This window comes from Streptomyces glaucosporus, from assembly GCF_039533345.1.
Classification (GTDB): Bacteria; Actinomycetota; Actinomycetes; order Streptomycetales; family Streptomycetaceae; genus Streptomyces; species Streptomyces glaucosporus.
This window is the reverse complement of record NZ_BAAATJ010000014.1, coordinates 23,520-49,601: the sequence shown is the minus strand read 5'-3', so window position 1 is coordinate 49,601 and position 26,082 is coordinate 23,520. Positions and strand designations below refer to the sequence as shown.

Genomic DNA, 26,082 nt, shown 5'->3' with positions numbered 1-26,082 from the left:
CGTCCGGGCGGAGGAGGCGGTCGGCCGGGCCGCCGTCCGGACATGCTCGCCCCCGGACCCGCGTGCCGCCCGGGAGGGGTGCCGGTGCTCCGGACACGCTCACGGGGGAGGGAGCAGCGTCCGGGGTCCACGGCCGGCGGCGTGCCGGGCCGTCCGACTCCGTGCGACCGGCCGCCGCCTTCGGTCCGCGCTGTCCCCGGCCGCCGTCACGACGCCAGCGCCGAGGCCGGCAGCAGAGAGGGGTCCTGGCGCAGGATCCGCTCCTGGAGGTCCCGCAGGGCCGGGCCGGGGTCCGAGCCCCTCTCCTCCGCGATCCGGCTCCTGGCCTCCTCGTAGGCCAGCAGGGCGTCCGAAGGCCGGCCGCTGCGGTACAGGGCCAGCATCAGCAGCCCCACCAGCCGCTCGCGCAGGGGGTGTTCCTCCACCTGCCGCGCCAACTCGTGGACGCACTCGCGGTACCGGCCCAGTTCCAGATCACCCTCCAGCCGGGCCTCCAGCACCATCAGCCGCTTCTCCGCCCACCGGCGACGTTCACCGGCCAGATACGGACCGGCGAGTCCCTCGGCGAACTCGCCGCGCCACAGCGCCTCCGCCTCCCTCGCCAGCGCGCCGGCCCGGCGCAGATCGCCCGACTCGCGTGCGATCAGCGCTTCGCGCAGCAGCGTCCGACGCTCCGCCAGGTCGTCGATCCGCGCGTTCTCCAGCCGGTAGCCGCTGCCGGTCCACACCAGTTCCGGCGCCGGCCCGCCGTCCACCGCCGCGAACGCCCGGCGCAGCCCGGAGACGTACTTCTGCGCCAGATTCCTCACGTGCGACGGCGGTTCGTCGCCCCAGACCGCGCCCACCAGCGCGTCGTACGACATCGGACGTCCCTCCTGGAGCAGCAGGACGGCGAGCACCGCCCTCTGCCGGGGCGGCCCCAGCGGCACCTCGGTCCCGTTGTGCAAGGCGCGCAGCGGACCGAGTAGTTCGAATCGCAGACCCTCAGTCATATGCCCTCCCTCGCTGCCCTATGAGCCTACGTCCTGAACGGCGTCCCAGTGGATCTTCCACCGGATCTTCCGGCGGACGGCCCGCGGTTCGCGCGGGCGCACCGGGAACGGCGCACGGGGAAGGAACGCACGCCCGCGGCACAGGAGGCGTGCGGGCGGGACTTCGGGGGACGCGGCCGGGCCCTCAGTCGTGTCACCGGACGCCGGAGGCGGTGCGCCACAGCTCGGCGAGCGCCGCGTCCCCCTCGACAGCCGGGCCCTCGCCGTGGGGCAGGCGGTTCCACAGCGCGAGGTAGAGGGTCTCGGCCGGGCCGCTGATCACGCAGTCCGCCGCGCCGCCGTCCCGGCTCACCCTGGGCGGCTCCTGGGACAGGCGCAGGGTCCACGACGCGGTCCCGGGGGTCTCCACCCGCAGGACACGGGGGCGGTCGCTGCGCACCCGGCTCGTGGGACGGGTGTGGAAGCCGGTCAGCAGCTCGTCGATCCCGTCGGCGGCGAAGAGCGGGTCGACGGGGGAGGGGGCCGGTCCCGCCGCCAGCTCGGCGTCGACGCGGTGGACCGTCGTCTCATGGGCCTGGCGCCGCGCCCAGAAGGCACGCGGGGAGGGGGCGCCGGGCAGGAACGTCCAGCACTCCAGGTCCTCGGGCGCCTCCCGCAGCTCCTCCAGCACCTGCCGGTGCCCCTCGGCGAACCAGTCCGGCAGCCGGTCGTCCGGGACGGTCTCCTCCCGTGGCGGGAAGGGGGCCGTGCGCCGCTCGGCGACGATGCCGCCCGCCCACCGGTGGACCATGCCCTGGTGGGCCACCAGATCCCGGACACGCCAGCCGGGACAGGTGGGGACCTCTGCGTCCCAGCCCGCCCGTACGGCCGCGCCGAGCAGCAACTCGCCCTCCGCTTCGAGGATTTCGAGGTAGCGGTCGATGTCCACGAGGGCAGTGTGACAGCGGCCGGAACGGTTCCGCACCCGCTTTCCGCAGGCAGCCCCGCTTTGTTTGGGAGCGGGACAAAGAGAGAATGGGGAGGTGACCCCGACGCGTACGACAAGGCTGGAGAGAGGCCGCGGAGCCCTCGGCCCGGCGCTGGAACTCGTGCACACCGGCCGTGCGCCCACCCGTGCGGTGCTCACGGCCGAACTCGGGGTGACCCGGGCGACCGCCGGAGCGGTGGCCGCCGAACTGGAGGCGCTCGGGCTGATCACCGTCGACTCCCGGCCCACGGCCGCCGCCGGCTCCCAGGGCCGCCCCTCCCACCGGCTGTCGGTGAACCCCGACGGGCCGGTCGTCCTCGCCGCCCAGGTGCACGCCGACGGCTTCCGCGCCGCCCTCGTCGGGCTCGGCGGCCGGATCGTCGCCACCACGCCCGGCAGCCTCACCGTGGAGGCCGACCCGGTCCACGTCCTCACCGAGGTCGTCGGCGCGGGAGCCCGCCTGCTGCGCGAGACCGGGCGGCGCTGCCTGGGGGCCGGTCTGTCCGTGCCCTCCGCGGTCGCCGAACCCGAGGGCACCGCCCTCAACCCGCTGCACCTGCCCTGGCCCGCGGGGGTGCCCGTGCGCGAGATCTTCACCCGGTGCCTGGCCGAGGCCCGCGTCCCCGGCCCGTCCGGGGAAACGCTCACGGCCGGCCACGCCGCCAACGACATCAACCTCGTCGCCCTGGCCGAGCACCGTCACGGCGCCGGACGGGGCGCCCGCGACCTGCTGTGCGTGGCGACCGGGCACCGCGGCGTCGGCGGCGCACTGGTCCTCGACGGCCGTCTGCACACCGGCAGTTCGGGCCTGGCCCTGGAGGTCGGCCACCTGACCGTGGATCCGGACGGCCGGCCCTGCCACTGCGGCGGGCGGGGCTGCCTCGACGTCGAGACCGACCCGCTGGCCTTCCTGGAGGCGGCCGGCCGCGACCCGGGTCCGGAGGCCGGCATGCTCCGGCGGGCCCTGGACCTGCTCCGCACGGAGTACCCCGCCGACCCGGCCGTGCGCGACGCGGCCCACCTCCTCATCGACCGGCTCGGACTCGGCCTGGCCGGACTGGTGAACATCCTCGACCCGGACCGGATCGTCCTAGGCGGGCTGCACAGCGCCCTGCTGGAGGCCAACGCGGAGCGCCTGCACGCCGTCATGGGGGAGCGCAGCCTGTGGGGGCGGAGCGGTGACCTGCCGGTGCTGACCTGCGCGCTGGAGCACAGCAGCCTGGTCGGCGCGGCCGAACTGGCCTGGCAGCCCGTCCTGGACGACCCGGTGGCGGCGCTGGCGGGCTGAGCCCGCGCAACGCACGGGGCGCCCGCGTCCGGGCGGATCCCCGTCCGGCAAGCGGGGCCGAACCGCCCCGCCGGGCCGCTCGGCGCGGCGGATCCTCCCGCACGACGCCGCCGACGACCGCGGCCACGGTCCTGCGGACGGCCTCGGCCCCGGGCGGGAAGCGACCCGCCGGCCTCCCGCTCCGGAGGGACGACAGGGCGGGGGCCGGCGGGACGACGGGCTGTCAGGGGCGCTGGAGCGCGGCCCCCGCGGACGCCCGGACGGGGGCGGCGGGCGCCGGGGCGTGGGAGCGGGGCAGCGGCTCGGGCCTCGGCAGGGGGTCGGGCGCGGGCAGCGGCTCCGGGGACGGCAGGGGACCCCGGCCCGGGGCCTTCCCCGGCATTCCGCCCGGGACCGGAGCCGGCGATTTCCGAGCGTGCACCGGCAGGGTGAACCAGGCCACCTTGCCGCTGTCGTCCTGCCCGGCTCCCGGCCCCGGGCCGCCGCCGGACGAGGCCGCCGGGAGCGGGCCGCGCCCCCCGGCGCCGAGCGGGCCCGAGGGCCCGGGGTCCTGACCGCGCAGGGAGAACGTCAGCCTGTCGGGGAGCAGGACGATCTCCACGGAGCAGGGCCTGTCCGGCCCCACCCGGCGGTGGACGTCGGCCATCAGCTCGGCGACACCGACGGCTGCCGGTTCGACCAGGGACTCCAATTCCCAGTAGCGCAGCAGCGCCGAGAGGATTCGGCGGACCTGTCCGGTCCGCGAGGGAAGGGTCTGGAACTCCACCGTCCGTTGTCGACCGGACGCGCTGGGATGACTGATCACGACTGCGGCTCCCTGATGACGGTTGAGGGTCCGGACGGCGAGAGCACGTCAAGCATGCTGACGGTCGCTACGACACAGAAATCAGCGTGATTCAGGTGATAAAACGGTGCAAGTCGGGCGCGTCAACGGTGCGGCACACCCGGAAGCGCACCAGGAGCGGGGCGGGAATCAGCGGGGAGCCGCGCGCCGTCCCGAGACGGTCCCGGTCCCGTGGACCCCGGACCCGCGGGTGCCGGCCCTGCGCAGCGCGGCGACCAGGCCGTCGCGCAACTGCCCCTTCAGACGCAGCACGTACCGGTTGCCGTTGACGGTCGCCATCACCCGGTCCTGCGCGGCGTACCACGGCCCGCTCACCCGGACCTGGTCCACCGGCGCGCTGTCGATCTCCCGGCCGTAGCTGGTCAGCAGCACCAGACGGCCGTCGCGGACGACGACCTGCCCGGCCCGGGTGAGCGAACGCAGCCACCGTGCGATCCGTACTCCGGTGGCGCTGAACTCGGGCTCCGCCACAGTGCACCGCCTCCCACTCGTCACCGCCGGCCCGGCGCCACGGCAGGGCCGTCCTCGGTGCCACCCCCACCGGGTGCCCCGCCATGCAGTCTGCACCCGTCCCCGCCGGTGCGCCAGAGCGCGTGTGAACGACGTGTGCCCCGCTCCTGCGCCCGGCGCCCGGGCCCGGTCCGCCGCGCCGGAGCGCGCACCGCGCCGCGGAAGGAGTGTCCGGTGCCCGGTCCGATCAGCCGCAGCACCGCGCGGAACAGGGCCGTTCCACCGGCCGCCGCCGTGTACCGCGCCCGGGTGCCGGTGCCGTCGGGCGTCAGCGGCCGATCCTCCGACAGCGCCCGTACGCCGGGGACGCTGGTCCCGTCGGTGCGGCAGGCGTCGGTGCGGTGGGCGTGGCGCCCGGCGGGCCCGGCGGACACCACGGCCTCCCGGAAGCGCCCGCCGCCCCGGAGCCGGATCTCCCGGCCCCGGCCGTCCGCGGCGGCCCGGCGTCGGTCGCCGCGCCGGACCACCGGGGCCGCTCCCCGGTCCCGGCCAGGTCGGCGAAGACGGCCGAGGGCGGTGCGGCGATCCCCGCGGTGAACACCAGCCGCACGGGGGCGGTCCCGGCGAAGTTCGGCTCCGGCGGGTTCGGGGCGGCGTGCCGTGGAAGTGCCTCCTGCCGGTCCGAGCTCCCGCGGAGCGGTCACCGCGGCCGGTCGGTCCCGGCCTTCCGCCGGTCCTCCCCGCCGTCCGCCTCCCCGTCCGCCACGACCAGCTCCGGCAGGCGCTCGCGGATCTCGGCGCGGACCGCCTCCGGCATCCCGCCGTCGGTCACCAGGATGTCCACGTCCTCCAGCGAGGCGAACGTGCTCAGGCCCACCGTCCCCCACTTGGTGTGGTCCGCGACCACCACCACCCGCCGCGCGGAACGCACCAGACGGCGGTTGGTCTCGGCCTCGGCCAGGTTGGGCGTGGACAGCCCGGCCTCCGCGGATATGCCGTGCACGCCCAGGAACAGCGTGTCGAAGTGGAGCGAGGCGATCGCCGCGTCCGCCACCGGCCCCACCAGGGAGTCCGACGGGGTGCGCACCCCTCCGGTGAGCACCACGGTGGCCGCCGGAGCCCGGCCGCCGGAGGCGCCGTCCGCGCGCTGCGCGGCGTGGAAGACGTCCGCGACCCGCAGCGAGTTGGTCACCACCGTCAGCCCGGGGACGTCCAGCAGGTGCTGGGCCAGCGCGTACGTCGTCGTCCCGCCGGAGAGCGCGATGGCGCTGCCCGGGGCCGCCAGCCGCGCGGCCGCCCGCGCGATGTCCTCCTTGGCGCCCGACTCCAGCGCAGACTTCGCCTCGAACCCCGGCTCATGGGTGCTCGCCCCCGAGACGGGCACCGCGCCGCCGTGCACCTTCTCCAGCACACCCTGCCGCGCGAGGGCGTCCAGGTCCCGGCGCACCGTCATGTCCGAGACGTTCAGCCTGCGGGTCAGCTCGTTGACCCGCACCCCGCCGCGGCGTCTGACCTCCTCCAGGATGAGCGCGCGCCGCTGCTCCGCCAGGAGGTTGTGGTTGTCGCTCACCTGCGGGTCCGTCCCCTCTCGTCCGCGAGCCGTCGTACGGGTGGCCGTCCGGGCAACTGTTCGGCCCCATCCTCCCACGGGCTCCGGGCGCCCTCCCGGGCGCCGCCCGCGGCGCCGAGGCGACCCGCCGATGCGCCCGTCGGGCTGCGCGGAAAGGACACGGACCGCCATCCTGGATGCCGCGACCACACGGTGACACACGCGGATCGGGGGACACACCATGCCAGGGAAACAGCCGGTACCACCACAGCGCGCGGCGCGCGGCGAACCGGCGCTGGAGCTCCTCGTGCACGGCGTCGGCGGCACCACGCCCCAGGAGATGCTCGGCGACCCGCGCACCGTGCGGATCACCGGCGACGGCACCGCGGGCATCCACCGCCGCACCGAGGACGCCGACGCCGAGAACCGGCCGGAGGACGCCCGCGACGGCTCCCGCGCGGACCACGCCCGGCCGATCCCCGAGGCGTACTGCTGGTCCAACCTCACCTCCGGCAACAGCGCCCGTGCCCTGTGGCTGCTCCTGCTGCCGTTCATGGTCGTCAACCTCGCCCACTGGATGCGGCCCGCCGCCCCCGCCCGCCACCCGGCCCAGCGGGTCTACGACGTCCTGGTCCGCCTGGTGGCGCTCTCCCTGACCGTCCTGCTGACCGCCGCCGCCTGCGAGGTCGCCCTCGACCTGGTGGCCTGGCAGTGCGCGGCCTCCGAGCGCTGCGCGGGCGGCAAGTCCTGGCTCGGGCCGCTCACCGCCGGATGGTGGTCGGAGCCCGGCCGCCGCCTGGTCGCGGCCGCGCTGCTGCCCGTCGCGCTCACCGCCCTGCTGTGGTGGCTGTCGCACCGCACCTGGAGCGCCTACGAGTCCGCCTCGCCGCCCCCGCGCCCCCCGGGCCCGTCCCGGCCCCTGCCCGGGGGCGAGCGGCCCGCGCTGTCCCTGCCCGGCTTCTGGTACGGCCGCCGCCTGGTGTCCCGGCTGCGGGCCGCCCACACCGCCGCCGGCCTGCTGACGGTGGCCTGCGTGCTGCTGACCGCCACCGCCCGCCACGACCACCGGCCCGGCGGCGGCACGGTCCCGGCCGTCTCCGGCTGGACGCTGGCGGCCGCCGTCGCGGCGGGCTGGACGGCGGTCGTGGTGGTCGCCGTCCGCAAGGGCCGCACCGAGTCCGAGCCGGACGAGCGGATCGACCGCTGGGCGTCGAAGGTGCTGCCGGGCGCGGCGCTGGCCGTCCTGGCGCTGGTCGCGGTGCACACCGCCTGGCACCGCCCCGACTGGTCCTCCTCCGCCCGGCTGCCCGGCACCGGCGCCTTCGCCTGGATCACGCTCCTGCAGGGCGCGCTGGTGGCGCTGCTCGCCGTGGCCGCGTACGTCCTGCACCGGGCCACACCGCCCGGGGCGTGCGAGGGACGGTGCGCCATGGGCGGTGCGGGCGGTGCCGCGGTGGCCCTGCTGGCGTGCGCGCTCGGCGGCGTGCTCACCGGGGGAGCGGCCCAGCGGGTGGCGGACTGGCTGGACAAGGGCGGCACCCCGGGCGTGCCCGGCGGCGCCATCGCCGGTCCGCCGGTGCTGCTGAGCTGGCAGGCTTCCGTGATCCCCGTCCTGCTGCTCGTCGTGGTCGTCTTCGTCCTGGCCGCCGCGGTCCGCGTGCGGCGGGAGAGACGGCGGCTCACCCCGGGCGTCGTCGACTCCTACGAGGGCGAGCCCCGCGAACTGGAAGCCCGCAGCAGGCAGATCGCCCGGGCCGTCGCCCTCGCGCGGCTGACCGACTCCGCCCCCGCCCTGGTCGCGGCCGTCGCCGTCACCACGCTGCTGCTGGGCGCCGGAGCCCTGACGGGCGCCGCGCTCACCGGGGCGCCGCCCGGGCCGGCCGCGAGCACCTGGCCGGGGCCGCTGCCCGCGCTCGCCGAGACGGTCCAGGCACTGGGCTCCTGGGCGACGGGCGCACTGGTGGTGCTGCTCGTGGCGACGGGCCGCCGCGCCTACCGCGACGCCGCCGCCCGCCGCACGATCGGCATCCTGTGGGACGTGGGCACCTTCTGGCCGCGCGCCGCCCACCCCTTCGCCCCGCCCTGCTACGCCGAGCGCGCCGTGCCGGACCTGACCTGGCGGATGTGCACCTGGACCGAGCGCACCGGCGGGCGGCTGGTGATCTCCGGGCACTCCCAGGGCAGCGTGCTGGCCGCCGCCGCCGTCTGGCAGCTCGACCCGGCCACCCGCGGGCGGGTCGCCCTGCTGACCTACGGCTCCCCGCTGGAACGGCTCTACGGACGCTGGTTCCCCGCCTGCTTCGGCCCCGGACCGCTGAACGCGCTGAGCCGGGAGGTGGACTGCTGGCGGAACCTGTGGCGGCTCACCGACCCGATCGGCGGCCCGGTGATGGTCGGGGACGACGGGGGACCGCCCGTGGACCGCGAACCGCTGCGGGACCCGCTCCACTACGGCCGCACCCCCGAACACCCCCTGCCCACGCCGGTCCTCGGCCACGGCGAGTACCAGGCGGACCCCGCCTTCGCCGACGAACGCGCGGCGCTGCTGGAGCGGCTGGCCACGGCGGGCCGGACGACCCCCGCGCCGGAACGGCCCGCCGCGGCCGGGGAACCGGAGCCGGAGCCGGCGCGGGAACCGGACCGGCCCCGCTAGGGCGTGTCCCGAAGGCGCCGGTCGCTCCGTGGCGGACGGCGGGCCCGTCGTGCCTCGTGGCGCCCGCGCGGGCGGCCGCGGTCACGGCCCGCGCGGGCGGCCCGGATCTCCGGCCGGGCCGGCGTGACGGCCGTGGATCCCGGCGGCTCTCACCGCTCCCCCTGCGCGCCGTCGGCGGAGTGCGGGGTGTCCGCGGGGCGGTTCCGGCGGAGGAGGGGCGGCAGCAGGGCCAGGGCGGCCAGGGCGAGCGCGAGGTTGCCCAGCAGGGTGAGGGCGAAGGCGTGCGAGTACGCGGCCGGGGAGGTCGCAGGGCCGAGCGCGGTGGAGAAGACCATCCCGAGAGCGGAGACGCCGAGCGACATCCCGATCTGCCCGGCGGTCTCCAGTACGCCGCCCGCCGATCCGGCGTCCTCGGCGGGGACGCCGGCCAGCGCCGTCCCGATCAGCGGGCTGACGCCCAGGCCCTGCCCGAAGCCGATGACGGCCAGGGCGGGCAGCAGGGCCCACCCGGTCAGTTCCGTCCCGGCGGCCCGGACCGTGCCGAGCAGGGCCAGGGTGCCGGCCGCGTTGGCCGCGTAGCCGAGGGTGAGAACGTGATGGCCGAGCCGGTCCGTGAGGCGCGGGCCCAGCAGGGAGGCAGCGGAGAACGCCACGGCCAGGGGGACGAACGCCGCTCCCGCGGCCAGGGGCGAGTAGCCCATCCCGTTCTGAAGCTGCAGGGTGAGGACGAAGAACAGGCCCGCGTTGCCGGCGAAGAAGGCCAGCGCGACGGCGTTCCCGGCCGAGAAGGCCCGCCTGCGGAACAGCGCGGGGTCGACCAGTGGGCTGCCGCCGCGTGCGGCAACGCGTCGCTCCCACACCACGAACGCCGCGAGGGCGGGCAGGGAGGCGGCCATCGAGACCAGGGTCCAGGCGGGCCATCCGAGGTGCGGCCCCTCCACCAGGGGGACCGAAAGCAGCAGCAGCGCCCCGCCGAGCAGGCCCACCCCGGCCGGGTCGAGTCGGCGGCCGGTCGTCCGGCCCGCCGCCGGCCGACCGGCCGGCAGCAGGCCGAGGACACCGGCGAGGGTGAGCACCCCGAACGGCACGTTGACCAGGAACACGTTCCGCCAGCCCAGCCCGAACAGGTCGAGGTGGACGAGCAGGCCGCCCAGCACCTGTCCGGCGATCGAGGCCAGCCCGATCGTCGCGCCGAACACCGCGAACGCCCTGGCGCGCGCCCGGCCGGTGAACGCGGTCTGCAGGACGGCCAGCACCTGCGGGTAGAACAGCGCCGCGCCGGCCGCCTGGACCACGCGGCACACGACGAGCGTCACCGGGTCGGGGGCGAGCCCGGCCGCCAGGGAGGCGAGGGTGAAGACGGCGATGCCGGCGAGAAGCAGCCGCCGCGTCCCGAACAGGTCGCCCAGCCGGCCGCCGGTCACCAGCAGCAGCCCGTACACCAGGACGTAGCCGCCGACGGCCAACTCCACCTGCGCGAGGCTCGCGTTCAGGTCGGCGCGGATGGAGGGCACCGCCACGTTGACGATGAACGAATCCATGATCGCCACGAAGGTGCCGGCCATCACCACCAGCAGAGTCCACAGGTTCCGGCCGGACACGCGCTCCGCACCCGCCGCCTCCCGGGGCCGTGCGTCTGCGGAGGCGGGTGCGTCGATTACCGCGGTCACGCAGCTCAACTCCTCGATCGTTCGGTGGGGTCGCCTCCACGATCGATCGGCACGGACCGGCGAACAACGACGGAGTGGACAACGGTCGATAATCCCCGGTTATGGACGGAGAGGTGTTGCCGGAGCGGCACGAGTTGGAGGCGTTCCTGGTGCTGGCCGAGGAACTGCACTTCGGCCGGACCGCGGAGCGGCTGCGGCTGTCGCAGGCCAGGGTCAGCCAGACGATCAAGAAGTTGGAACGCAGGATCGGCGCGCCGCTGTTCGAGCGCACCAGCCGCCGTGTCGCGCTCACCCCGCTGGGCGCGCGGCTCCGCGACGACCTCGAGCCGCTCCACCGCGGCATGACCCGGGCGATGGCCCGGGCGATCGCAGCCGCTCGCGGCGTGGACGGCGTGCTGCACGTGGGATTCCTCGGGGTGGGCGCGGGCGAGCTCACCCCGAGGATCCTGGGCGCCTTCCGGACCCGGCACCCGGCCTGCGAGATCCGGATGCGCGAAACCCACTTCGCCGACCCGCTCGGGCCGCTGCGCTCGGGCGAGGTGGACGTGCTCATCACCCGACTGCCGGTGGAGGAGCCGGATCTGACCGTCGGCCCGGTGGTGCTGTCCGAGCCGCGTGTGCTGGCCGTGCCGGCAGGCCATCCGTTCGCCCGCCGCTCCCGCGTCTCGCTCGAAGACCTGAGCCGTGTCACCGTGTTCGGCGTCACCGGACCCGCACCGGATTACTGGTGGGACTTCCACGTGCCCCGCTTCACCCCGAGCGGCAGGCCCATTCCCCGGGGACAGGACGTGGCCACCTTCCAGGAACTGCTGGCGCTGATCGCGGCCGGCCAGGGCGCGTCGCCGGTGGCCGCATCCGTGGACCGCTACCACGCCCGCCCCGACATCGCCTTCGTCCCGATCGACGACGCCCCCCGCACCGACGTGGCCGTGGTCTGGCGCACGGCGGGCGTCACCGCCCGCACCCGCGCCTTCGTCCAGGCCGTCCACGACGCCCTCCGGGCCAACGGCGGCCCCGCCCGGTCCTGACGACCGCGCCCGCAGCGGCCGGACGGCGCGGCGACTCCCCGCGGCGGCCGGCCCCCGGGTCCGACGCGGCCGGCCGCACGGAGCGCCACGCGGACGGCTGCGGCACCGACCGCCCCCGGCGCCACCGCACGGGCGCCACGAGGCACGACGGGCCCGCCGTCCGCCACGGAGCGACCGGCGCCTTCGGGACGCGCCCCGGGGCGTCAGCGCTCCGGAAGCGGCGGCAGGTCCTCGGGGAGGAGCAGGGTCAGGTCGTCGGTGTCCGGGTCCTCCAGCTGGGCGACCCGGCCCGCGTGCCGCTCCACCATCGCCTCGAAGGTCTGCCGCGCGGTGCGGCCGTTGCCGAACGCCGGCCCCTTGGGAAGCTCCGCGAAGTACGTCAGCAGCGCCCCGGCCGTCCCCTCGGCGAGGTGGTACTCGTGCTCCTCGGCCTGCTGCTCGACGATCCGCAGCAGCTCGCCGGGCGTGTAGTCGCCGAAGGTGATGGTCCGTGAGAAGCGCGAGGCCACACCGGGGTTGACCTCCAGGAAGCGCCGCATCTCCGCGGTGTAGCCCGCGACGATGACGACCACCTCGTCCCGGTGGTCCTCCATCAGCTTCACCAGGGTGTCGATCGCCTCCCGGCCGAAGTCGCGCCCGGAGTCCTCGGGGGAGAGGGCGTACGCCTCGTCGATGAACAGCACACCGCCGCGCGCCCGGTCGAACGCCTCCTGGGTGCGGATCGCCGTCGAACCGATGTGCTCGCCGACCAGGTCCACCCGGGAGACCTCCACCAGGTGGCCGCGCTCCAGCACCCCCAGCGAGTGGAGGATCTCCCCGTAGAGCCGGGCGACGGTGGTCTTGCCGGTGCCGGGGGAGCCGGTGAACACCAGGTGCCTGCGCACGGAGGCCGCCTTGAGCCCGGCCTCCTGCCGCCTGCGGCCCACCTCGATCATGTCGGTGAGGGCCCGCACCTCGCGCTTGACGCCCTCCAGGCCGACCAGCGCGTCCAGTTCGCCCAGCACCTCCTTGGCCGGGCGCGCGGTCCTCGGCGGCTCCCCGCCGGGGGCCGGCGCGGACCCGGACGGGGCGGCGGGCGCGGCGGGCGCCGGAGCGGCCGGCTGCTGGGGTATGCCGCCGAGCAGGCCGGCGGTCCGGACGGCCGGGGCCGGCACGGGATCCGGCACGGGCACGGCGGGCGCGTCGCTCCGGTCGCCGGTGCAGTCCTCGACGACCGGGCCGGCCCCCTGGGCGGCGCCCCCGTCGGCGAACTCGTACCCCCCGCGCGCGCACCGCTCGGTGCGGCAGCGGCGCAGCGTCGCGCGGCAGCCGTCGATCACGTGGAAGCCGTAGCCCTGCGAGCCGGTCACCCGGCAGCCGGTGAAGGTGCCGCGGCCCTCCGCGGAGACGTAGAAGCCCGCCTCCAGGGGGTCGGTGACGGTGCAGCGGTCGACGGACGGGTCGGCGCCCTTGGTGACGATCACTCCGGTGCCGACCGCCTCGATCGAGCAGTTCGCCAGGGTGCCGCCGCTGCCGTGGTCGCGGAACCAGGCGCCGGTGCCGGCCTCCCGCACACGGCAGTCGTCGAGCTGGACGGTCCCGCCGTCGCTCACCGAGACGGCGGTGTTGCGGACCCGCGCCAGGTCGCTGTCGAGGACGTCGGCCCGCGAGCCGCGGTCCAGGACGAACAGCGCGTCCGGCACGTCGTGCACCCGGCAGGAGTCCAGCACCGCGGAGGCCCCGTCGCTCACCCACACCGCAGGGTAGTCGCCCGTGCTCTCCCCGATCTCGCACCCGTTGGCGTCCACCCGGGTGCCCGGGTCCCACACCGACAGGCCGTTGCGGCCGAAGCGGCGGACCGTGGTGCGGGTCAGCGTCAGCACCGAGCGCGACCGCAGGTCGACCGCGTTCTCCGGGATGTCGTGGAGCTCGCAGTCGGCGAGGGTGAGCACGGCGTCGGTGTCGAGGGTGACGCCGTCGGCGGAGGTGCGGTGGACGCGGCAGCCGGTGAGGTGCCCGGAGGCCCGGGAGGCGATCTGCACCCCGGCGCCCCTGATCTCGTACACCTCGCAGTCCACGGCCTCCGCCGCGCTGCCCTCCCCGGTCAGCGACAGCCCCGCGCCCGAGGCGTGGTGGACGCGGCAGCGCTCCAGGCGGGGACGGGCGCCGCCGTGCACCGCGATCCCGGACTGCCCGGCCGCGACGACCTCGCACTCCTCGAACAGCCCGCCCGCGCCGCCGCCGATGCTGATGCCGATCCCGGCCGGGTTGTCCACGGTGCAGCGGCGCAGGGTCGGACGGGCACCGGCCCGCACCTCGACGCCGGCCGCCGAACGCGTCGTCACCCGCAGGCCGGACAATTCGGCGGCGCACTCCTCGACCAGCAGCGCGGGGGCCGTCGCGTCCTGCCCCTCGATCCTGATGTCCCGCACGACCGCCGGGGCGCGGACGGTCAGCGCGACGCCGTCGGCCGGGGCGATCCGCACCGAGCCGCTCTCCGCGCGCTCGGGACCGCGCAGGGTGACGGCGCGGTCGATCACCAGGTTCTCGCGGTAGGTTCCGGGGGCCAGGGTCAGGATGTCGCCGTCGCCCGCGGCCCGGAGGGCGTCCGAGAGGGTGGCGTAGTCCCCCGTGCGGCGCCGCCACCGCGACGTGCCGGTGTACGTCACCTGGACCGAGCCCTGTGCCATGGACCGCCTTGCCCCAACCTCGTGCGAACGTCGATCGCGCTGCCGCCTACAGGTGCACCACCGTAGCGCGTGCCGGACGGTGGGGTGACCGGTCCCCGTACGCTCCGGAGCGGGCGGACTCCGGCCGGGCCGGCGCCGGCGCCGCGTCAGTTCGCCCGGTCGGCACGCCCCCAGTCGGGCCCCACCCGGGCCCACTCCTCCTCCCAGCGCGCGTAGCGCCGGGCCAGCAGCCGCCGCACCGCCAGCCGCCGTGCGGCCTCCACCAGTCCGGCCGCGACGCACGCCGTCCCGGCCCCGGCCAGGACGGCGTGCGAGACGGCGGTGGCCTCGTCCATCGGGGGCGGGACGAGCTCGCCGCGGGCGTCGGTCCACACGCGCAGCCGGTCCCCGGGCTCGGCCGCGCGGCCGGTGGTGACCGTCCCCGAGTGGGTGCGGCCGTCGGGCGCCGTCCAGGTGGCGGCCGCCCGGTGCCCGGAGCCGTGCTCGGGGTCGGACTCCGGAGGCGGGGCGGTCTCGGCGACCGTCGCCCACACCTGGTGCCGCTGCCGGTGCTGGTCGCGCACGGTCTCCAGCAGCGCCTGGTGGGCCGCCCGCCCGCCCCACACCGCGGCGGCGGGCGTGGCCAGGGCGATCAGCAGGACGGCGCTCAGCGCCAGCCACCCCTCGGCCCGGTCGGTGCCCCGGCACAGCGGGTTGCCCCGCCAGCGCCACAACCCGGCGATCGATCGCACGACCGCTCACCCCCTTGTCTCCCTGCCGAGCCCCACCCGCCCGCGGTTCCGGTGGGAACGGGTGGACAGCAAGAGAGAGCGACATCGCGGGTCCGGGGTTGCCTGGTGCCCGGAAGTATCGCGTTCTCTTCGTGGAATCCGGGCGTCAAGCCTATCGGTCCCGGATGCCTGCGCGGTCACGGAATCCTCACGGTACGGCCCCGGGGCCTCCACCGGCCGGCTCTCCCGGAGACCGCGCATGTGCGCCCTCCCACGGGCGAGGTGACGGCGGGTCGGCCGGGCGGGCCGCGCGCGAAGACGCGCGCCCCCGCGTAACACTCCGCGCCGGTCGACCCGTTGCCGTGGCACCCCCCGGGGCAGGACGATGGCTGCCGTGCTCAAACCATGGCTGGCACTGGAGTCGGGCGCGGATCCGGCCGAGCGGATAGGGGCCGTGCGCCGCGCCCATGAGGCGTTCCTGACCGAGGGGGCGATCGCCGCGCCCGTCCGGGAGGTGATAGCGGCCTCCTGGCGGCGCTCGGCCAGGGCCTCGGTCGAACCGGACCGCCTGGCCCCCGTCGAACTCGACGAGGACGAACTCGCCGAGCGCCGCGCGACGCACCCCCTGGCGAGGGTCATGCCGCTGTTCCGGGAACTGCTGGGGGCCATCGCCGAGGACGGCGCCCACCTGCTGTCGGTGTGCGACGAGCACGGCCGGATGCTGTGGCTCGAGGGGCATCCGCAGCTGAGACGGCGCGCCGAGGCGATGAACTTCGTCCCCGGCGCCCGCTGGGCCGAGTCCTCCGCCGGCACCAACGCCCCCGGCACCGCCCTCGCCGTCGACCACGCCGTGCAGATCTTCGCCGCCGAGCACTACTGCCGGCCCGTCCAGCCCTGGACCTGCGCCGCGGCGCCCGTCCACGACCCGCACACCCGGCGGCTGCTGGGCGTCGTGGACATCACCGGCGGCGACCACCTCGCCTCCCCGCACAGCCTCGCCCTCGTCCAGGCGACCGCCCGCGCGGCCGAGGCCCACCTCGCGTCCCTCGCCCCGGCCGCCGACGCGGCCCCCCTGCTGGAGGTCCTGGGCCGCGACGAGGCGCTGCTGCGCACCGGTCCCGGCGCGCCGGTGCGGCTGGGGCGGCGGCACAGCGAGATCCTGCTGCTGCTCGCGGCCCGCCCCGAGGGCCTCTCCGGCGAGCGGCTCGCCCTGGAGCTGTACGGCGACCGCGACATCAATCCCGTCACGCTGCGCGCCGAGCTGTCCCGGCTGCGCCCGGTGCTGGGCCCCCTGCTGGCCTCCCGCCCGTACCGCCTGACCGCCCGGGTGCGCACCGACCACGACACGGTCGCCGACGCCCTGCGGGCCGGGGACCTGCCCACCGCGCTGGCCGCCTACCGCGGCCCGCTGCTGCCGGCGTCCGAGGCGCCCGGCGTCGTGCGGCTGCGGCGGCTGCTGGAGGACCGGCTGCGGCAGGCCCTGCTCGTCCGCCGCGACCCGGCGCTGCTGGACGGCTGGGTGCGCACCCCGTGGGGCGAGGACGACCTCCAGGTCTGGGAGGCGCTGGCCGGCGCCCTGCCCCCCGGAGCCCGGGCGGTGCCCGCCGCCCGGCTGCGGGCCCTGCGCGACGCCTACGGACTGGCCCCGGACGCCTCCGGGGAGCCGCCCGGCGGGGACGCAACGTCCCCGCAACGTCCCGGCGCCTAACGTTGCCGGACGCACCGCCATCCGGCCGTCCGCGGACGGCCGGTGCGCCGGGCCTCCAACCGTTCCGTGGGGACGTTCTCGGCTGGGTCCGGCCGTTCGGCGGCGCCTGGGCCCGGCCCAGGCCGGCGGTCCCGTGGCCGCCGGGCACCGGAGGGCCTTCCTTCCGGGGAGTGCGCAACACCTGGGAGCGGGGCGTTGGAGCGGCGCCCCGCTCCTGGACGGCGGAGGCGGTACGGCGGGGCCGCGCGGCCTGCTTGACGGCGAGCAGGGCGAGCGGTTCCAGGGGGCGGGGACCCGGCGCGTGCGGGGTTCCACCCCGGCCCGCCGTACCGCCTCACGTCTCCCGCCGGGGCGTCCGGCCCGTCCGGCCCGTCCGGGACCCCGGTCGGGTGCCTCACCCGCGGCCTCAGGGGCTCGGGGACTCGGAGGCCGCGGGGGCTCAGAGAACTTCGAGACTCAGAGAACTTCGAGGACTTCGAGCGCGTCGCCCGTGCGCAGGGTGCCGGTGCACTCCGGGACCAGGTTCTGCCCGAAGATCAGCAGGCCGCCGGAGCGGCGGTGCCGGGCCAGGGTGCGCAGCGGCTCCTTCCCCCGCTCGCCCGTGGCCTGGTCCGTGGTGGTCACCACGCAGCGGCCGCAGGGTCCGGCGACCCGGAAGCGCACCTCGCCGATCCGGATCCGGCGCCAGCCGTCCTCGGCCCAGGGCGCGGTGCCCTCGACCACCACGTTGGGCCGGAAGCGGTTCATCGGGAGCGGGCCCTCGTCCGGGTGGTCCCCCTGAGCCACCAGCCGGTTGAGGGCCTCCAGCGACGACACCGCGGTGAGCAGCACGGGGAACGCGTCGGCGAAGGACACCGTCTCGCCGGGAAGGCCGTGCCCCGGGGCGATCGGACGCCGGCGGTCGGGGGCGTCGAGGTGCACCAGCCGGGCGTCCGTGCCCAGGTACTCCGTCAGCCAGGCGGCGGCCTCGGCCGCCGCGGGCGCCGCCTCCACCGGGGTGCGCCACACCTCGACCGGGACCAGGCCCGCGGCCGGGTCCGGCACCCCGACGGTCAGCGGCCGCATCCCGGGAGCGGACAAGCGCAGGCCGCCGCCGGGCAGTTGCCCGGCGGCGGCCTGCGCCATGCGCGGATGCCCGCGCTGGGTGAGCTGTGCGCCGTCGGGACCGACCACCATCCAGCGCCGGTCCCCCGACAGTCCCCATGGCTCGACGACGGCACGAGCCGTCCCGACACCCGCGAACGCCTTCACCGGGTGGACGACGAGGGCGGCCAGCCTGGGCTCGGTCATACCCCCATCCTGTCACCCGGGGCGGACAGGCGTCGGTCAGTAACCGCGCCCCTGGTAGGGGTGGCCGTACGGCTCCTCGTACGAACCGGGGTGCGCGGCCGGCGCCGGAGCGGGGGCCGGCATCTGCCGCGGCGGCACCGGCCGGGGGGCGACCGGACGCATCTGCGGCTGGGGCTGCGGGTAGCCGTAGCCGCCCCGCGGTGCGGTGGCCTGCTGCGGAACGTAGGGGGCGGGCGCCTGCTGCAGCGGTGCGGGCTGCTGCACGGGCGCGGGCTGGTAGCCCTGCTGCGGGTAGCCGTACCCCTGCTGCGGGACCTGCTGCGACGGGTGGGAGGGCCCGGACGGCAGCGCGGGCAGCGCGGCCGGGAGGGCGGGCAGGTGTTCCGAGGGCTCGTAGGGAGACGCCGGAACGCGGATGGGCGCGATCTGAGGTCTACCCCGCTCGGCGACCAGGCTGTCGTAGATCGGGGTGTCAGCGAAGGACGGCGTGGAGTAGTAGCCACCGCCGTAGGTGCTGCGGGGGGACGTCATACTCATAAGTTAAGCCCACGATGTGCTGGTTGGGGAGAGCGATAAGAAGGTCATTTCGCGGGGTTTCCGTGGTCATGGACCACCGCTGTGGGCAAAGGTGACGAAAACGCCCGTCCGGTCCGGTAAAGACCTGGGAAAAGACCAGCTCCCGCGGCATTCCGTCGTCCGGCGCGAGCCGTGCCGCCCGGCCCCGAACGGGGCGAGCCCGCAGCGGGCCGCGGACCACGCCCACGGGCCGGGGGTCGCGGCGCACACCCGGCCCCAGACGACCGGCCGCCCCGCCGCGGCCCCCGGCCCGTGCGCGTACGCTGGTCCCCGTGAAGATCGCACTCGTGGACTCCGGAATCGGGCTGCTTCCCGCCGCCGCCGCGGTACGGCGTGCGAGACCCGACGCCGACCTCGTCCTGTCCTGCGACCCCGACGGCATGCCCTGGGGCCCGCGGACCCCCGACGACATCACCGCCCGCGCCCTGGCCTGTGCGCGGGCGGCCGCCGAACTGGGTCCGGACGCGCTGATCGTCGCCTGCAACACCGCCTCCGTGCACGCCCTGCCCGTGCTCCGCGCCGAGCTGGAACCCCGCCTGCCGGTCATCGGCACCGTGCCCGCGGTCAAGCCCGCCGCCGCCGCGGGCGGGCCCGTCGCCGTCTGGGCCACCCCCGCCACCACCGGCAGCCCCTACCAGCGCCGCCTGATCGCGGAGTACGGCAACGGAGCGGCCGTCACCGAGGTGCCCTGCCACGGACTGGCCGACGCCGTGGAGAGCGGCGAGGAGACGGCCGTCGACGCGGCCGTCGCCGCGGCCGCCGCCCTCACCCCGCCGGACGTGCGGGCCGTGGTGCTCGGCTGCACCCACTACGAGCTGGTCGCCGAACGCATCCGCGCCGCCGTCCGCCCCCAGCCTGCCCCGCCTTTGGCCCTGTACGGCTCGGCCACCGCGGTCGCCGCCCAGGCACTGCGCCGGATCGGCGCCGAACCGGACCCCCGGGCCGCCCCCGCCGGCGGCCTCACCGTCCTGCTCAGCGGCCGCCCCGCCGAGCTGACCGCCCCCGCGCACGCCTACGCCGAGGGACGTCTGCTGGCCGCGTCCGGCGCCGTCCGGACCGGCTGAACGGACCGCGCGGACGCCGGGCGGCCGACCCCCGCCCGGCACCCGGCCCCCGGCGCCCGCGAGGCCACCGCGGAAACAGTGGGAAAGGCACGTAGGCTCCCGGTATGGCCACTCCCGACTTCATCCGCGACCTGCGCGCGAGCGCGGGACGCCAACTGCTCTTCCTGCCCGGCGTCAGCGCGGTCGTCCTCGACGACGGGGGGCGGGTCCTCCTCGTCAGACGGGCCGACACCGGCCGCTGGTCGATCATCGGCGGCATCCCGGAACCGGGCGAGCAGCCCGCCGACGCCGCGATCCGCGAGGTGTACGAGGAGACCGCCGTCCACGCCGTCCCCGAACGGCTGCTGCTGGTGCAGACCCTCACCCCCGTGCGCTACCCCAACGGCGACGTGTGCCAGTTCGTGGACACCGCCTTCCGCTGCCGCGCGGTCGGCGGGGAGCCGAGGGTCAACGACGACGAGTCCCTGGAAGTGGCCTGGTTCGAACCGGACGCCCTGCCGCCGCTGGAGGACTTCGCCCTGAGGCGCATCGAACGGGCGAGGAGCGACGAACCCGCGTGGTTCGCGGTCACCGCGGGGAGCCGCGGCGCGGGCGGCTGACACACCGCCGACGACGCGACCGACCGGTCCCGGCGGTCGCCCCGCGGAAAAAGTGTGCCAAGCGGTACGAGGTGCGGCCGCGGTACCGGGGAGGCGGAACGGCACCGGTCCGGGACCGCGCCCGGGGCTCAGTCGGCGGCGAGGGTGTCCGGTGCGGAGCGCGCGAGTTCGGCGAGGGTGGCGAGCGCCCGCGACAGCACGTCGGGCCGTGGTGAGGCCAGCCCTAGCCGGATCGCGCTGGGGGCGCGGTGGCTCCCCACGGCGAACGCCGCGGCCGGGGCCACCCCGATGCCGTGACGCGCGGCCGCGGCGACGAAGGTGTCCGCCCGCCACGGTGCGGGGAGCTCCCACCAGCAGTGGTACGAGTGCGGGTCGCTCCGCACCGCGAAGCCGTCCAGATGGCGCCGGGCGATCTCCTGGCGCACGGCGGCCTCCCGCCGCTTGGCCTCCACCAGGGCCTCCACCGTGCCGTCGGCCTGCCAGCGGGCCGCCGCCTCCAGCGCGAACCGCATGGGGGTCGAGCCGCCCGAGCGGAGGGCGGCTGCCACATCGCCGGCCAGAGCGGGGGGCGCCACCGCGAAGCCGAGGGTCAGGCCGGGGGAGATCCGCTTGGACAGGCTGTCGACGAGGACCGTCCGCTCGGGGGCGAGCGCGGCGAGGGGCGGCAGGTCGTCGCGGAGGAAGGCCCAGACGGCGTCCTCGACCGCGTGGATCCCCAGCCGCGACAGGACGTCGGCGAGCAGGCCCGCGCGCTTGGCGGACATGGTGAGGGACAGCGGGTTGTGCAGGACCGGCTGCACGTAGACGGCGTGCAGCGGCGCGCCGCGGTGCGCCTCCTCGACGGCCTCGGGGACCAGCCCCTCGTCGTCCACGGCCAGTGGTACGAGGACGACCCCGAGCCGGGCGGCGATCGCCTTGAGCACCGGATAGGTCAGCTCCTCCACACCCAGCCGGGCGCCGGGCGGCACCAGCGCGGCGACGACGGCCGAGATCGCCTGGCGGCCGTTCCCGGCGAACAGCACGTGCGCCGGGTCGGGGTGCCAGCCGCCGCGGGCGAGCAGCCCGGCGGCGGCACGGCGCGCGGCGGGTGTGCCCGCCGCGCCGACGGGCCGCAGGACGGGCTCCAGCACGTCGGGGCGCAGCAGACCGCCGAGCCCGGCCGCCAGCAGTGCGGCCTGCCCGGGGGCCACCGGATGGTTGAGCTCCAGGTCGATCCTGCTGTCCGCGGGTTCGGCGAGAGCGGGGGCGTACGGCACGGAGGAGGCCCGTACGAAGGTGCCGCGGCCCACCTCGCCGACCGTGAGGCCGCGGCGGGCGAGCTCCCGGTAGACGCGTGCGGCGGTGGAGTTGGCGATGCCGTGCCGGCGGGCGAACTCCCGCTGCGGCGGGAGCCGGTCGCCCGGCCGGAGGCGGCCCGCTCCGATGTCCGCGGCCACCGCGTCGGCGACCTGCTGATAGTCCCTCATGTTCCCCGTCGCTCCTCCGCGTTCGCACCGCTCCGACGGCATCTCACCACGGAATTGCACCGAGTGCAATAAGAAAGTTGCTCTGAGTTATTTCTCCGATTAGGCTCGACTCCACCCCGCGGCCGACTTCTCGTCCGTTCCGGGGGTGCGACCGGAGTGCGACAGAAGAGTCGCCGGGCAGAGAGAGGACGGACGGATGGACTGGGAGTCCCGGTTACCACTGGACCGGCATTCGCCCCCACCATCTCGGTGCAATCGATGCAATCGGCGTGGTTCCGCCGGGAGTCCGCGGTCCCGGCAGGGGGCGGCGGAATCGCCCGGGGAGTGCACGGCCCGGCGGCAGGCGCCCGCGGACTCCGGTACGACACGGCGGTCCGCCGGGACTCCCGCCCGGCCGCTCCCGGAGCACCGCGTCCGCCGGGCGGCCGCGGGCACGGCGACGGAACACGCGCCCGGACCGGGGAACGGGGATCCGTCGTGATCGGATGGGGCGGAATCCTCGGCGTGGCGACGGTCTCCCTGGGGATGGTGCTCACCCCGGGCCCCAACATGCTCTACCTCGTCTCACGGAGCGTCACCCAGGGGCGCCGGGCGGGGATCGTCTCCCTGGCGGGCGTGACCCTGGGATTCCTGGTCTACCTCCTGGCCGCCAACCTGGGCCTGTCCGCGGTCCTCGTGGCCGTCCCCGGCCTGTACGCCGCCGTCAAACTGGCCGGCGCGGTCTACCTGGCCCACCTCGCCTGGAACGCCCTGAAACCCGGCGGCGTCCCGGTCTTCGCAGCGCGGGACGTCCCGCACGACACCCCGCGCAGGCTCTTCGCGATGGGGCTGACGACGAACCTGCTCAACCCGAAGATCGCCGTCATGTACCTCTCCCTGATCCCCCAGTTCGTCGATCCGGAAGCGGGCCATGTCGTGCTCCAGGGCTTCGCGCTGGGCGCCGTCCAGATCGCGGTGAGCGTCGCCGTCAACCTCGCGCTCGTGCTGGCGGCCGGATCCGTCGCCCTCTTCCTGGCCCGCCGCCCCTCCTGGCTGAGGGCGCAGCGCTACGCGATGGGGGCGGTGCTCGGCGCGCTGGCCGTCACGCTGGCCCTGGACACCTCCAAACCGGCCGCGACCGGCTGACCCCCGGGAAGCCCGCCTCCCGGGGTTCCTCCGCCCGGCGGCATGGGGCACACTGTGGGGCCTGCCCGGTGAGCGGGAACAGATGTCCGGACTACGGGGGTGCGGGGACGTTCGTGCTGGGATTCGTCGTCCGCCGGACGTGGGCGCACCGGTTGCTGGCGACCGCCGCGCTGTTCACCGTCACCCTGACGAGCTGCGCGCTGACCGCCCTCTGGACGTACTCCGACGCCGTCGCCGACGCGGGCCTGCGCCGGGTGCTCCAGGACCGGTCGGCGGCGAGGACGCTGCTGGAGGCGGAGGCCGGCGCCGGCGCCGGCGGCCTGGCACGGCTGGACACCCTGGTGCGCGGCGCCGCGCGGGACGCCTTCGACGGACTGCCGGTCCGCGTCGCCTCCAGCACCCGGTCGGGCACCTACCAACTGCCCGACGCCGGACGGCAGGACGGGCGGCGGGGGACCGGCGGGGACGACGCGCGGCTGACACTGCTGGCGTCCTTCGACGCCTCCCGGGTGTCCTTCACCGCCGGGGACCGCCCCGGCCCGGCGGAGGACACCGGCGCCGTCCCGGTCGCGGTGCCCGAGGCGGCCGCCCGCGCCCTGGGCCTCGGCCCCGGCGACCGGACGACCCTCACCGGCCGCCTCCGGGGGGAGCCGCTGCGGGTCCGGGTGACGGGGATCTACCGCCCGGCGGACCGGAACGACCCCTACTGGCGGCTCGACCCGCTGGCCGGACGCGGCGTCCGCACGCTCGACTTCACCACCTACGGGCCGCTGCTCGCCGACCCCTCGGCGTTCACCGGCGGCCGGGTCGCCCCGGCGGCCGCGTCCTGGCAGGCGCGGGCGGACTTCTCGGAGGTGACCGCGGACCGCGCCGACAGGCTCCGGGAGAGCGCGGGGCGCGCCGTGGAACGCCTCGGCGACGATCCGTCCGCCGCGGGTCTCCGCGTCACCACCGGGCTGCCCGCGCTGCTGGACGAGACGGAACGGGCGCTGCGGGCGAGCCGGTCGACGGCCCTGATGGGCATGGCCGAACTCGCGGTCCTCGCCGGGTGCGCGACGGTACTGGTGTCCGGGGCGCTGCGCGAGTCGCGCGCCGGGGAGGACGCCCTGCTGAGGGCGCGGGGCGGAACCCGGCGGCGGCTGGCGGCCCTCACGGCCGGTGAGGCGGCGCTCCTGGCGGTCCCCGCGGGGGTCGCCGCCGCGCTGACGGCCGGGCCCCTGGCGTCCCTGATCGCGGAGCACGGAGCCGCGGCCCGGGCCGGGGTGCGGGTCTCCGGCGCGGCGGACGGCCGGACGTGGGCGGTCGCCGCCGCGGTGGCCCTGGGGTGCGCGGCGGTGCTGACCGCGCCCGCCCTGCGCCGCCACGGCGCCTACGTGCGGGAGCGGGCCGCGCGGATACGCCGGCCCGCGCTCGGCGCCGCGGTGCGGGCCGGGGCCGACCTGGGGCTCCTGGCGGTCGCCGCGGTGGCCTACGGCCAGTTGTCGCGGTACGCGGACGGCGGCGGAACACCCCGGCCCAGGGACGGGTTCCCCGGCGCGGACCCCGTGCTCGTCGCCGCGCCCGCCTGCTGCCTGCTGGCCGGGGCCGTACTGGCGGTCCGGCTGCTGCCGGCGGCGGTGCGGGCCTCCCGGTGGGCGGCCGGGCGCACCCGCGGGCTCGTCCTGGCCTGCGCCCACTGGCAGCTGGCACGGCGCCCGGGGCGCGCCGCGGGCCCTCTCCTGCTGGGCGTCCTCGCCGTGGCCACGGCCACGTTCGCCGTGGGCCAGGGGGCGAGCTGGGACCGGTCCCAGCGGGACCAGGCCGACTACGCCGCGGGCGCCGACCTGCGGATCACCGGCTCGTCCACCCCCGGCTTCGGGCAGGGCGGGGTGTACGGGGAGACGGACGGCGTCGCCTCGGCCACGCCCGTCGTCCGCGAACAGGTGGCGCTCCCCGGGGACCGCACGGCGACCCTGCTGGCGATGGACACCGGGCGGGCGGCCGGCATCGTGCGGCTGCGTCCCGACCTGGCGGACCGTCCCGCGGAAGACCTGTACCCCCCGCTGCGCCCCGAAGCCGGGCAGGACCCCGGTCTCCTCCTGCCGGACGGGACCCGGCGGCTGCGCATCACCGCACGGCTGCGGGCCGACGGCGGGGAGGACGCCGGCGGGCTGCGGGAGAACCTGGCCGCCGTCGTGGAGGACCGGTACGGCGTCCCCCACACGTTCTCCCTGGGAGAGCTGCCCGCCGACGGCGAACCCCGCACGCTGGAACTGGACTTCGCGGAGGCGGCCGGCCCCGCGGGCGCCCCCGCCGAACCCCTCCGCCTGACGCGGCTGACGGCCGGCCACGCGCTGCCGGACCGCCCCGCCGGCCTCCGGCTGACCGTCACCGGGCTGCGGGCCGTCGCCGGGGACGGCGGCACCGCCGCGGTGACCGTGCCGGCGGACGCCGCCTGGAAGGCGCGGGCGCGGATCGACGACCCCGACTTCCAGCCCGCGCCGGAGCACGGGTACGTGGACGTGCGCGCCCGTGAGCCCGCCGTCGGCCGGGGCGGGGCCGTGCTCGACGCGCGCTACGGAAGCGGGGCGCAGCCGCAGCCGCCGCCCGGCGGGGAGCGTGCCCACGCCGAGCTGGTCCTGTACGCCGCCGGGCCCTCCCGCCCGCTCCCGGGAGCCGTCGCCACCGACGCCTTCCTGGAGTCCCAGGCCGTCGCCGTCGGCGACACGGTCACCCTCGACCTCCCGGGCGTCCGGCTGGACGTCCGCGTCACCGGTTCGGTGCGCGGTCTGCCCACCACGCCCCTGCACGGCGAGGGATCCGCCGGGGGAGCCCTGCTGATGGACCTCGGAGCCCTCCAGGACGCCGTGCAGGCCCGGTTCGCCCAGGGGCCGCGGCCCGGCGAATGGTGGCTGGCCGCCGAACCGGGCGAGGACCGGAAGGCGGCCGAGGCCCTGCGCGCCAGGCCGGACGGCGTCTCGCTGCTCGTGCGCGGCGAACTGGCCCGCGAGTCGGCCGCCGACCCGCTGGGGGCCGGTCCCCGCTCGGCCCTGTCGGCGATCGCGCTCGCCGCCGCGGTCCTCGCCGCGGCCGGGTTCGCGGTGGTCACGGCCGGAGCCCTGCGCGAACGCGCCGGCGACATCGCCGTCCTGCGCGCCCTGGGCGTCCCGAGGCGGCGGATCGCCGCCGCGGTCGCCGCCGAACAGAGCTTCCTGGCGGTGGCGGCCGTCGGCCTGGGGGCGCTGGCGGGCGCCGTACTGGCCCGCCTCGTCGTGCCCCTGACCGTCGTGACCGCGGAGGCGTCCCCTCCGGAGCCCGGCGTGGACGTGGTCCTCCCCTCCGGACTCACCGCCGTCCTGGCGGTGGTCGCGGTGGCCGCGCCGGCGGCGGTGGCCGCGGTCGCAGCCCTGCGCCGGGAGCGTCCCGCCGACGCACTGAGAAGGGCGGAGGACTGA

19 protein-coding genes are annotated in these 26,082 nt (G+C 76.8%); 8 read left to right on the top strand and 11 right to left on the bottom strand.

What is annotated here, in order from left to right; all coding sequences use genetic code 11:
• Window positions 1–206 precede the first annotated feature (206 nt).
• Entirely contained in the window at window positions 207–992 is a 786-nt protein-coding gene (locus tag ABD358_RS16065) for an AfsR/SARP family transcriptional regulator (protein ID WP_344631704.1), read from the bottom strand.
• A 193-nt stretch (window positions 993–1,185) separates the two neighbouring features.
• Window positions 1,186–1,920, bottom strand: a complete 735-nt coding sequence (locus tag ABD358_RS16060; RefSeq protein WP_344631703.1) for a maleylpyruvate isomerase family mycothiol-dependent enzyme — start codon at window positions 1,918–1,920, stop codon at window positions 1,186–1,188.
• A gap of 94 nt (window positions 1,921–2,014) precedes the next feature.
• On the opposite strand from ABD358_RS16060, the gene ABD358_RS16055 reads away from it, so the two are divergent.
• Window positions 2,015–3,247, top strand: coding sequence for an ROK family protein (locus tag ABD358_RS16055; protein WP_344631702.1), 1,233 nt, complete (start codon window positions 2,015–2,017; stop codon window positions 3,245–3,247).
• A gap of 223 nt (window positions 3,248–3,470) precedes the next feature.
• Here the strand turns inward: ABD358_RS16055 and ABD358_RS16050 are convergent, their stop codons facing one another.
• The 3 genes from ABD358_RS16050 to ABD358_RS16040 all read right to left on the bottom strand — a co-directional run bounded on the left by ABD358_RS16050 (window position 3,471) and on the right by ABD358_RS16040 (window position 6,111).
• Window positions 3,471–4,052: an ATP-binding protein gene (locus tag ABD358_RS16050; RefSeq protein ID WP_344631701.1), complete on the bottom strand. Its 582-nt coding sequence runs from the start codon at window positions 4,050–4,052 to the stop codon at window positions 3,471–3,473.
• A 168-nt stretch (window positions 4,053–4,220) separates the two neighbouring features.
• The gene (locus ABD358_RS16045; RefSeq protein WP_344631700.1) at window positions 4,221–4,562 is read right to left on the bottom strand and encodes a hypothetical protein; all 342 of its coding nucleotides are present in this window, start codon (window positions 4,560–4,562) and stop codon (window positions 4,221–4,223) included.
• A gap of 679 nt (window positions 4,563–5,241) precedes the next feature.
• Complete coding sequence (locus tag ABD358_RS16040) at window positions 5,242–6,111, bottom strand: DeoR/GlpR family DNA-binding transcription regulator (protein ID WP_344631699.1); 870 nt, start codon at window positions 6,109–6,111, stop codon at window positions 5,242–5,244.
• A gap of 220 nt (window positions 6,112–6,331) precedes the next feature.
• Here ABD358_RS16040 and ABD358_RS16035 point away from each other — a divergent pair, with 220 nt between their 5' ends.
• On the top strand, window positions 6,332–8,743 hold the full coding sequence (locus ABD358_RS16035) for a hypothetical protein (RefSeq protein WP_344631698.1): 2,412 nt from the start codon (window positions 6,332–6,334) through the stop codon (window positions 8,741–8,743).
• Window positions 8,744–8,892: 149 nt separating this feature from the next.
• Here the strand turns inward: ABD358_RS16035 and ABD358_RS16030 are convergent, their stop codons facing one another.
• Window positions 8,893–10,344: an MFS transporter gene (locus tag ABD358_RS16030; protein ID WP_344631697.1), complete on the bottom strand. Its 1,452-nt coding sequence runs from the start codon at window positions 10,342–10,344 to the stop codon at window positions 8,893–8,895.
• A gap of 170 nt (window positions 10,345–10,514) precedes the next feature.
• Here ABD358_RS16030 and ABD358_RS16025 point away from each other — a divergent pair, with 170 nt between their 5' ends.
• Window positions 10,515–11,441, top strand: a complete 927-nt coding sequence (locus ABD358_RS16025; protein WP_344631696.1) for a LysR family transcriptional regulator — start codon at window positions 10,515–10,517, stop codon at window positions 11,439–11,441.
• Window positions 11,442–11,644: 203 nt separating this feature from the next.
• Here ABD358_RS16025 and ABD358_RS16020 read toward each other — a convergent pair whose 3' ends face one another.
• Together ABD358_RS16020 and ABD358_RS16015 are read right to left on the bottom strand one after the other, a co-directional pair.
• The gene (locus ABD358_RS16020; protein WP_344631695.1) at window positions 11,645–14,110 is read right to left on the bottom strand and encodes a right-handed parallel beta-helix repeat-containing protein; all 2,466 of its coding nucleotides are present in this window, start codon (window positions 14,108–14,110) and stop codon (window positions 11,645–11,647) included.
• 146 nt (window positions 14,111–14,256) lie between these two features.
• Complete coding sequence (locus ABD358_RS16015) at window positions 14,257–14,841, bottom strand: Rv1733c family protein (protein ID WP_344631694.1); 585 nt, start codon at window positions 14,839–14,841, stop codon at window positions 14,257–14,259.
• Window positions 14,842–15,214: 373 nt separating this feature from the next.
• Between ABD358_RS16015 and ABD358_RS16010 the strand changes: the two genes are divergently transcribed.
• Window positions 15,215–16,528 carry a helix-turn-helix domain-containing protein gene (locus tag ABD358_RS16010; RefSeq protein WP_344631693.1) on the top strand — a complete coding sequence of 438 codons (1,314 nt, stop codon included), beginning with the start codon at window positions 15,215–15,217 and terminating at the stop codon, window positions 16,526–16,528.
• A 456-nt stretch (window positions 16,529–16,984) separates the two neighbouring features.
• On the opposite strand, the gene ABD358_RS16005 is transcribed toward ABD358_RS16010, so the two are convergent.
• Window positions 16,985–17,818: an MOSC domain-containing protein gene (locus ABD358_RS16005; RefSeq protein ID WP_344631692.1), complete on the bottom strand. Its 834-nt coding sequence runs from the start codon at window positions 17,816–17,818 to the stop codon at window positions 16,985–16,987.
• 36 nt (window positions 17,819–17,854) lie between these two features.
• Window positions 17,855–18,349, bottom strand: coding sequence for a DUF6643 family protein (locus tag ABD358_RS16000; protein ID WP_344631691.1), 495 nt, complete (start codon window positions 18,347–18,349; stop codon window positions 17,855–17,857).
• A gap of 317 nt (window positions 18,350–18,666) precedes the next feature.
• Here ABD358_RS16000 and ABD358_RS15995 point away from each other — a divergent pair, with 317 nt between their 5' ends.
• Together ABD358_RS15995 and ABD358_RS15990 are read left to right on the top strand one after the other, a co-directional pair.
• Window positions 18,667–19,458 (top strand): glutamate racemase, encoded by a 792-nt coding sequence (locus ABD358_RS15995; protein WP_344631690.1) that lies wholly within the window; start codon window positions 18,667–18,669, stop codon window positions 19,456–19,458.
• 104 nt (window positions 19,459–19,562) lie between these two features.
• A complete protein-coding gene (locus ABD358_RS15990; protein WP_344631689.1) occupies window positions 19,563–20,057 on the top strand; it encodes an NUDIX hydrolase in 495 nt (164 codons plus the stop codon).
• 128 nt (window positions 20,058–20,185) lie between these two features.
• On the opposite strand, the gene ABD358_RS15985 is transcribed toward ABD358_RS15990, so the two are convergent.
• Window positions 20,186–21,523 carry an aminotransferase-like domain-containing protein gene (locus tag ABD358_RS15985; protein ID WP_344631688.1) on the bottom strand — a complete coding sequence of 446 codons (1,338 nt, stop codon included), beginning with the start codon at window positions 21,521–21,523 and terminating at the stop codon, window positions 20,186–20,188.
• Window positions 21,524–22,048: 525 nt separating this feature from the next.
• Between ABD358_RS15985 and ABD358_RS15980 the strand changes: the two genes are divergently transcribed.
• Both ABD358_RS15980 and ABD358_RS15975 read left to right on the top strand, forming a co-directional pair.
• Window positions 22,049–22,648: a LysE family translocator gene (locus tag ABD358_RS15980; protein WP_425576352.1), complete on the top strand. Its 600-nt coding sequence runs from the start codon at window positions 22,049–22,051 to the stop codon at window positions 22,646–22,648.
• 68 nt (window positions 22,649–22,716) lie between these two features.
• Complete coding sequence (locus ABD358_RS15975) at window positions 22,717–26,082, top strand: FtsX-like permease family protein (protein ID WP_344631686.1); 3,366 nt, start codon at window positions 22,717–22,719, stop codon at window positions 26,080–26,082.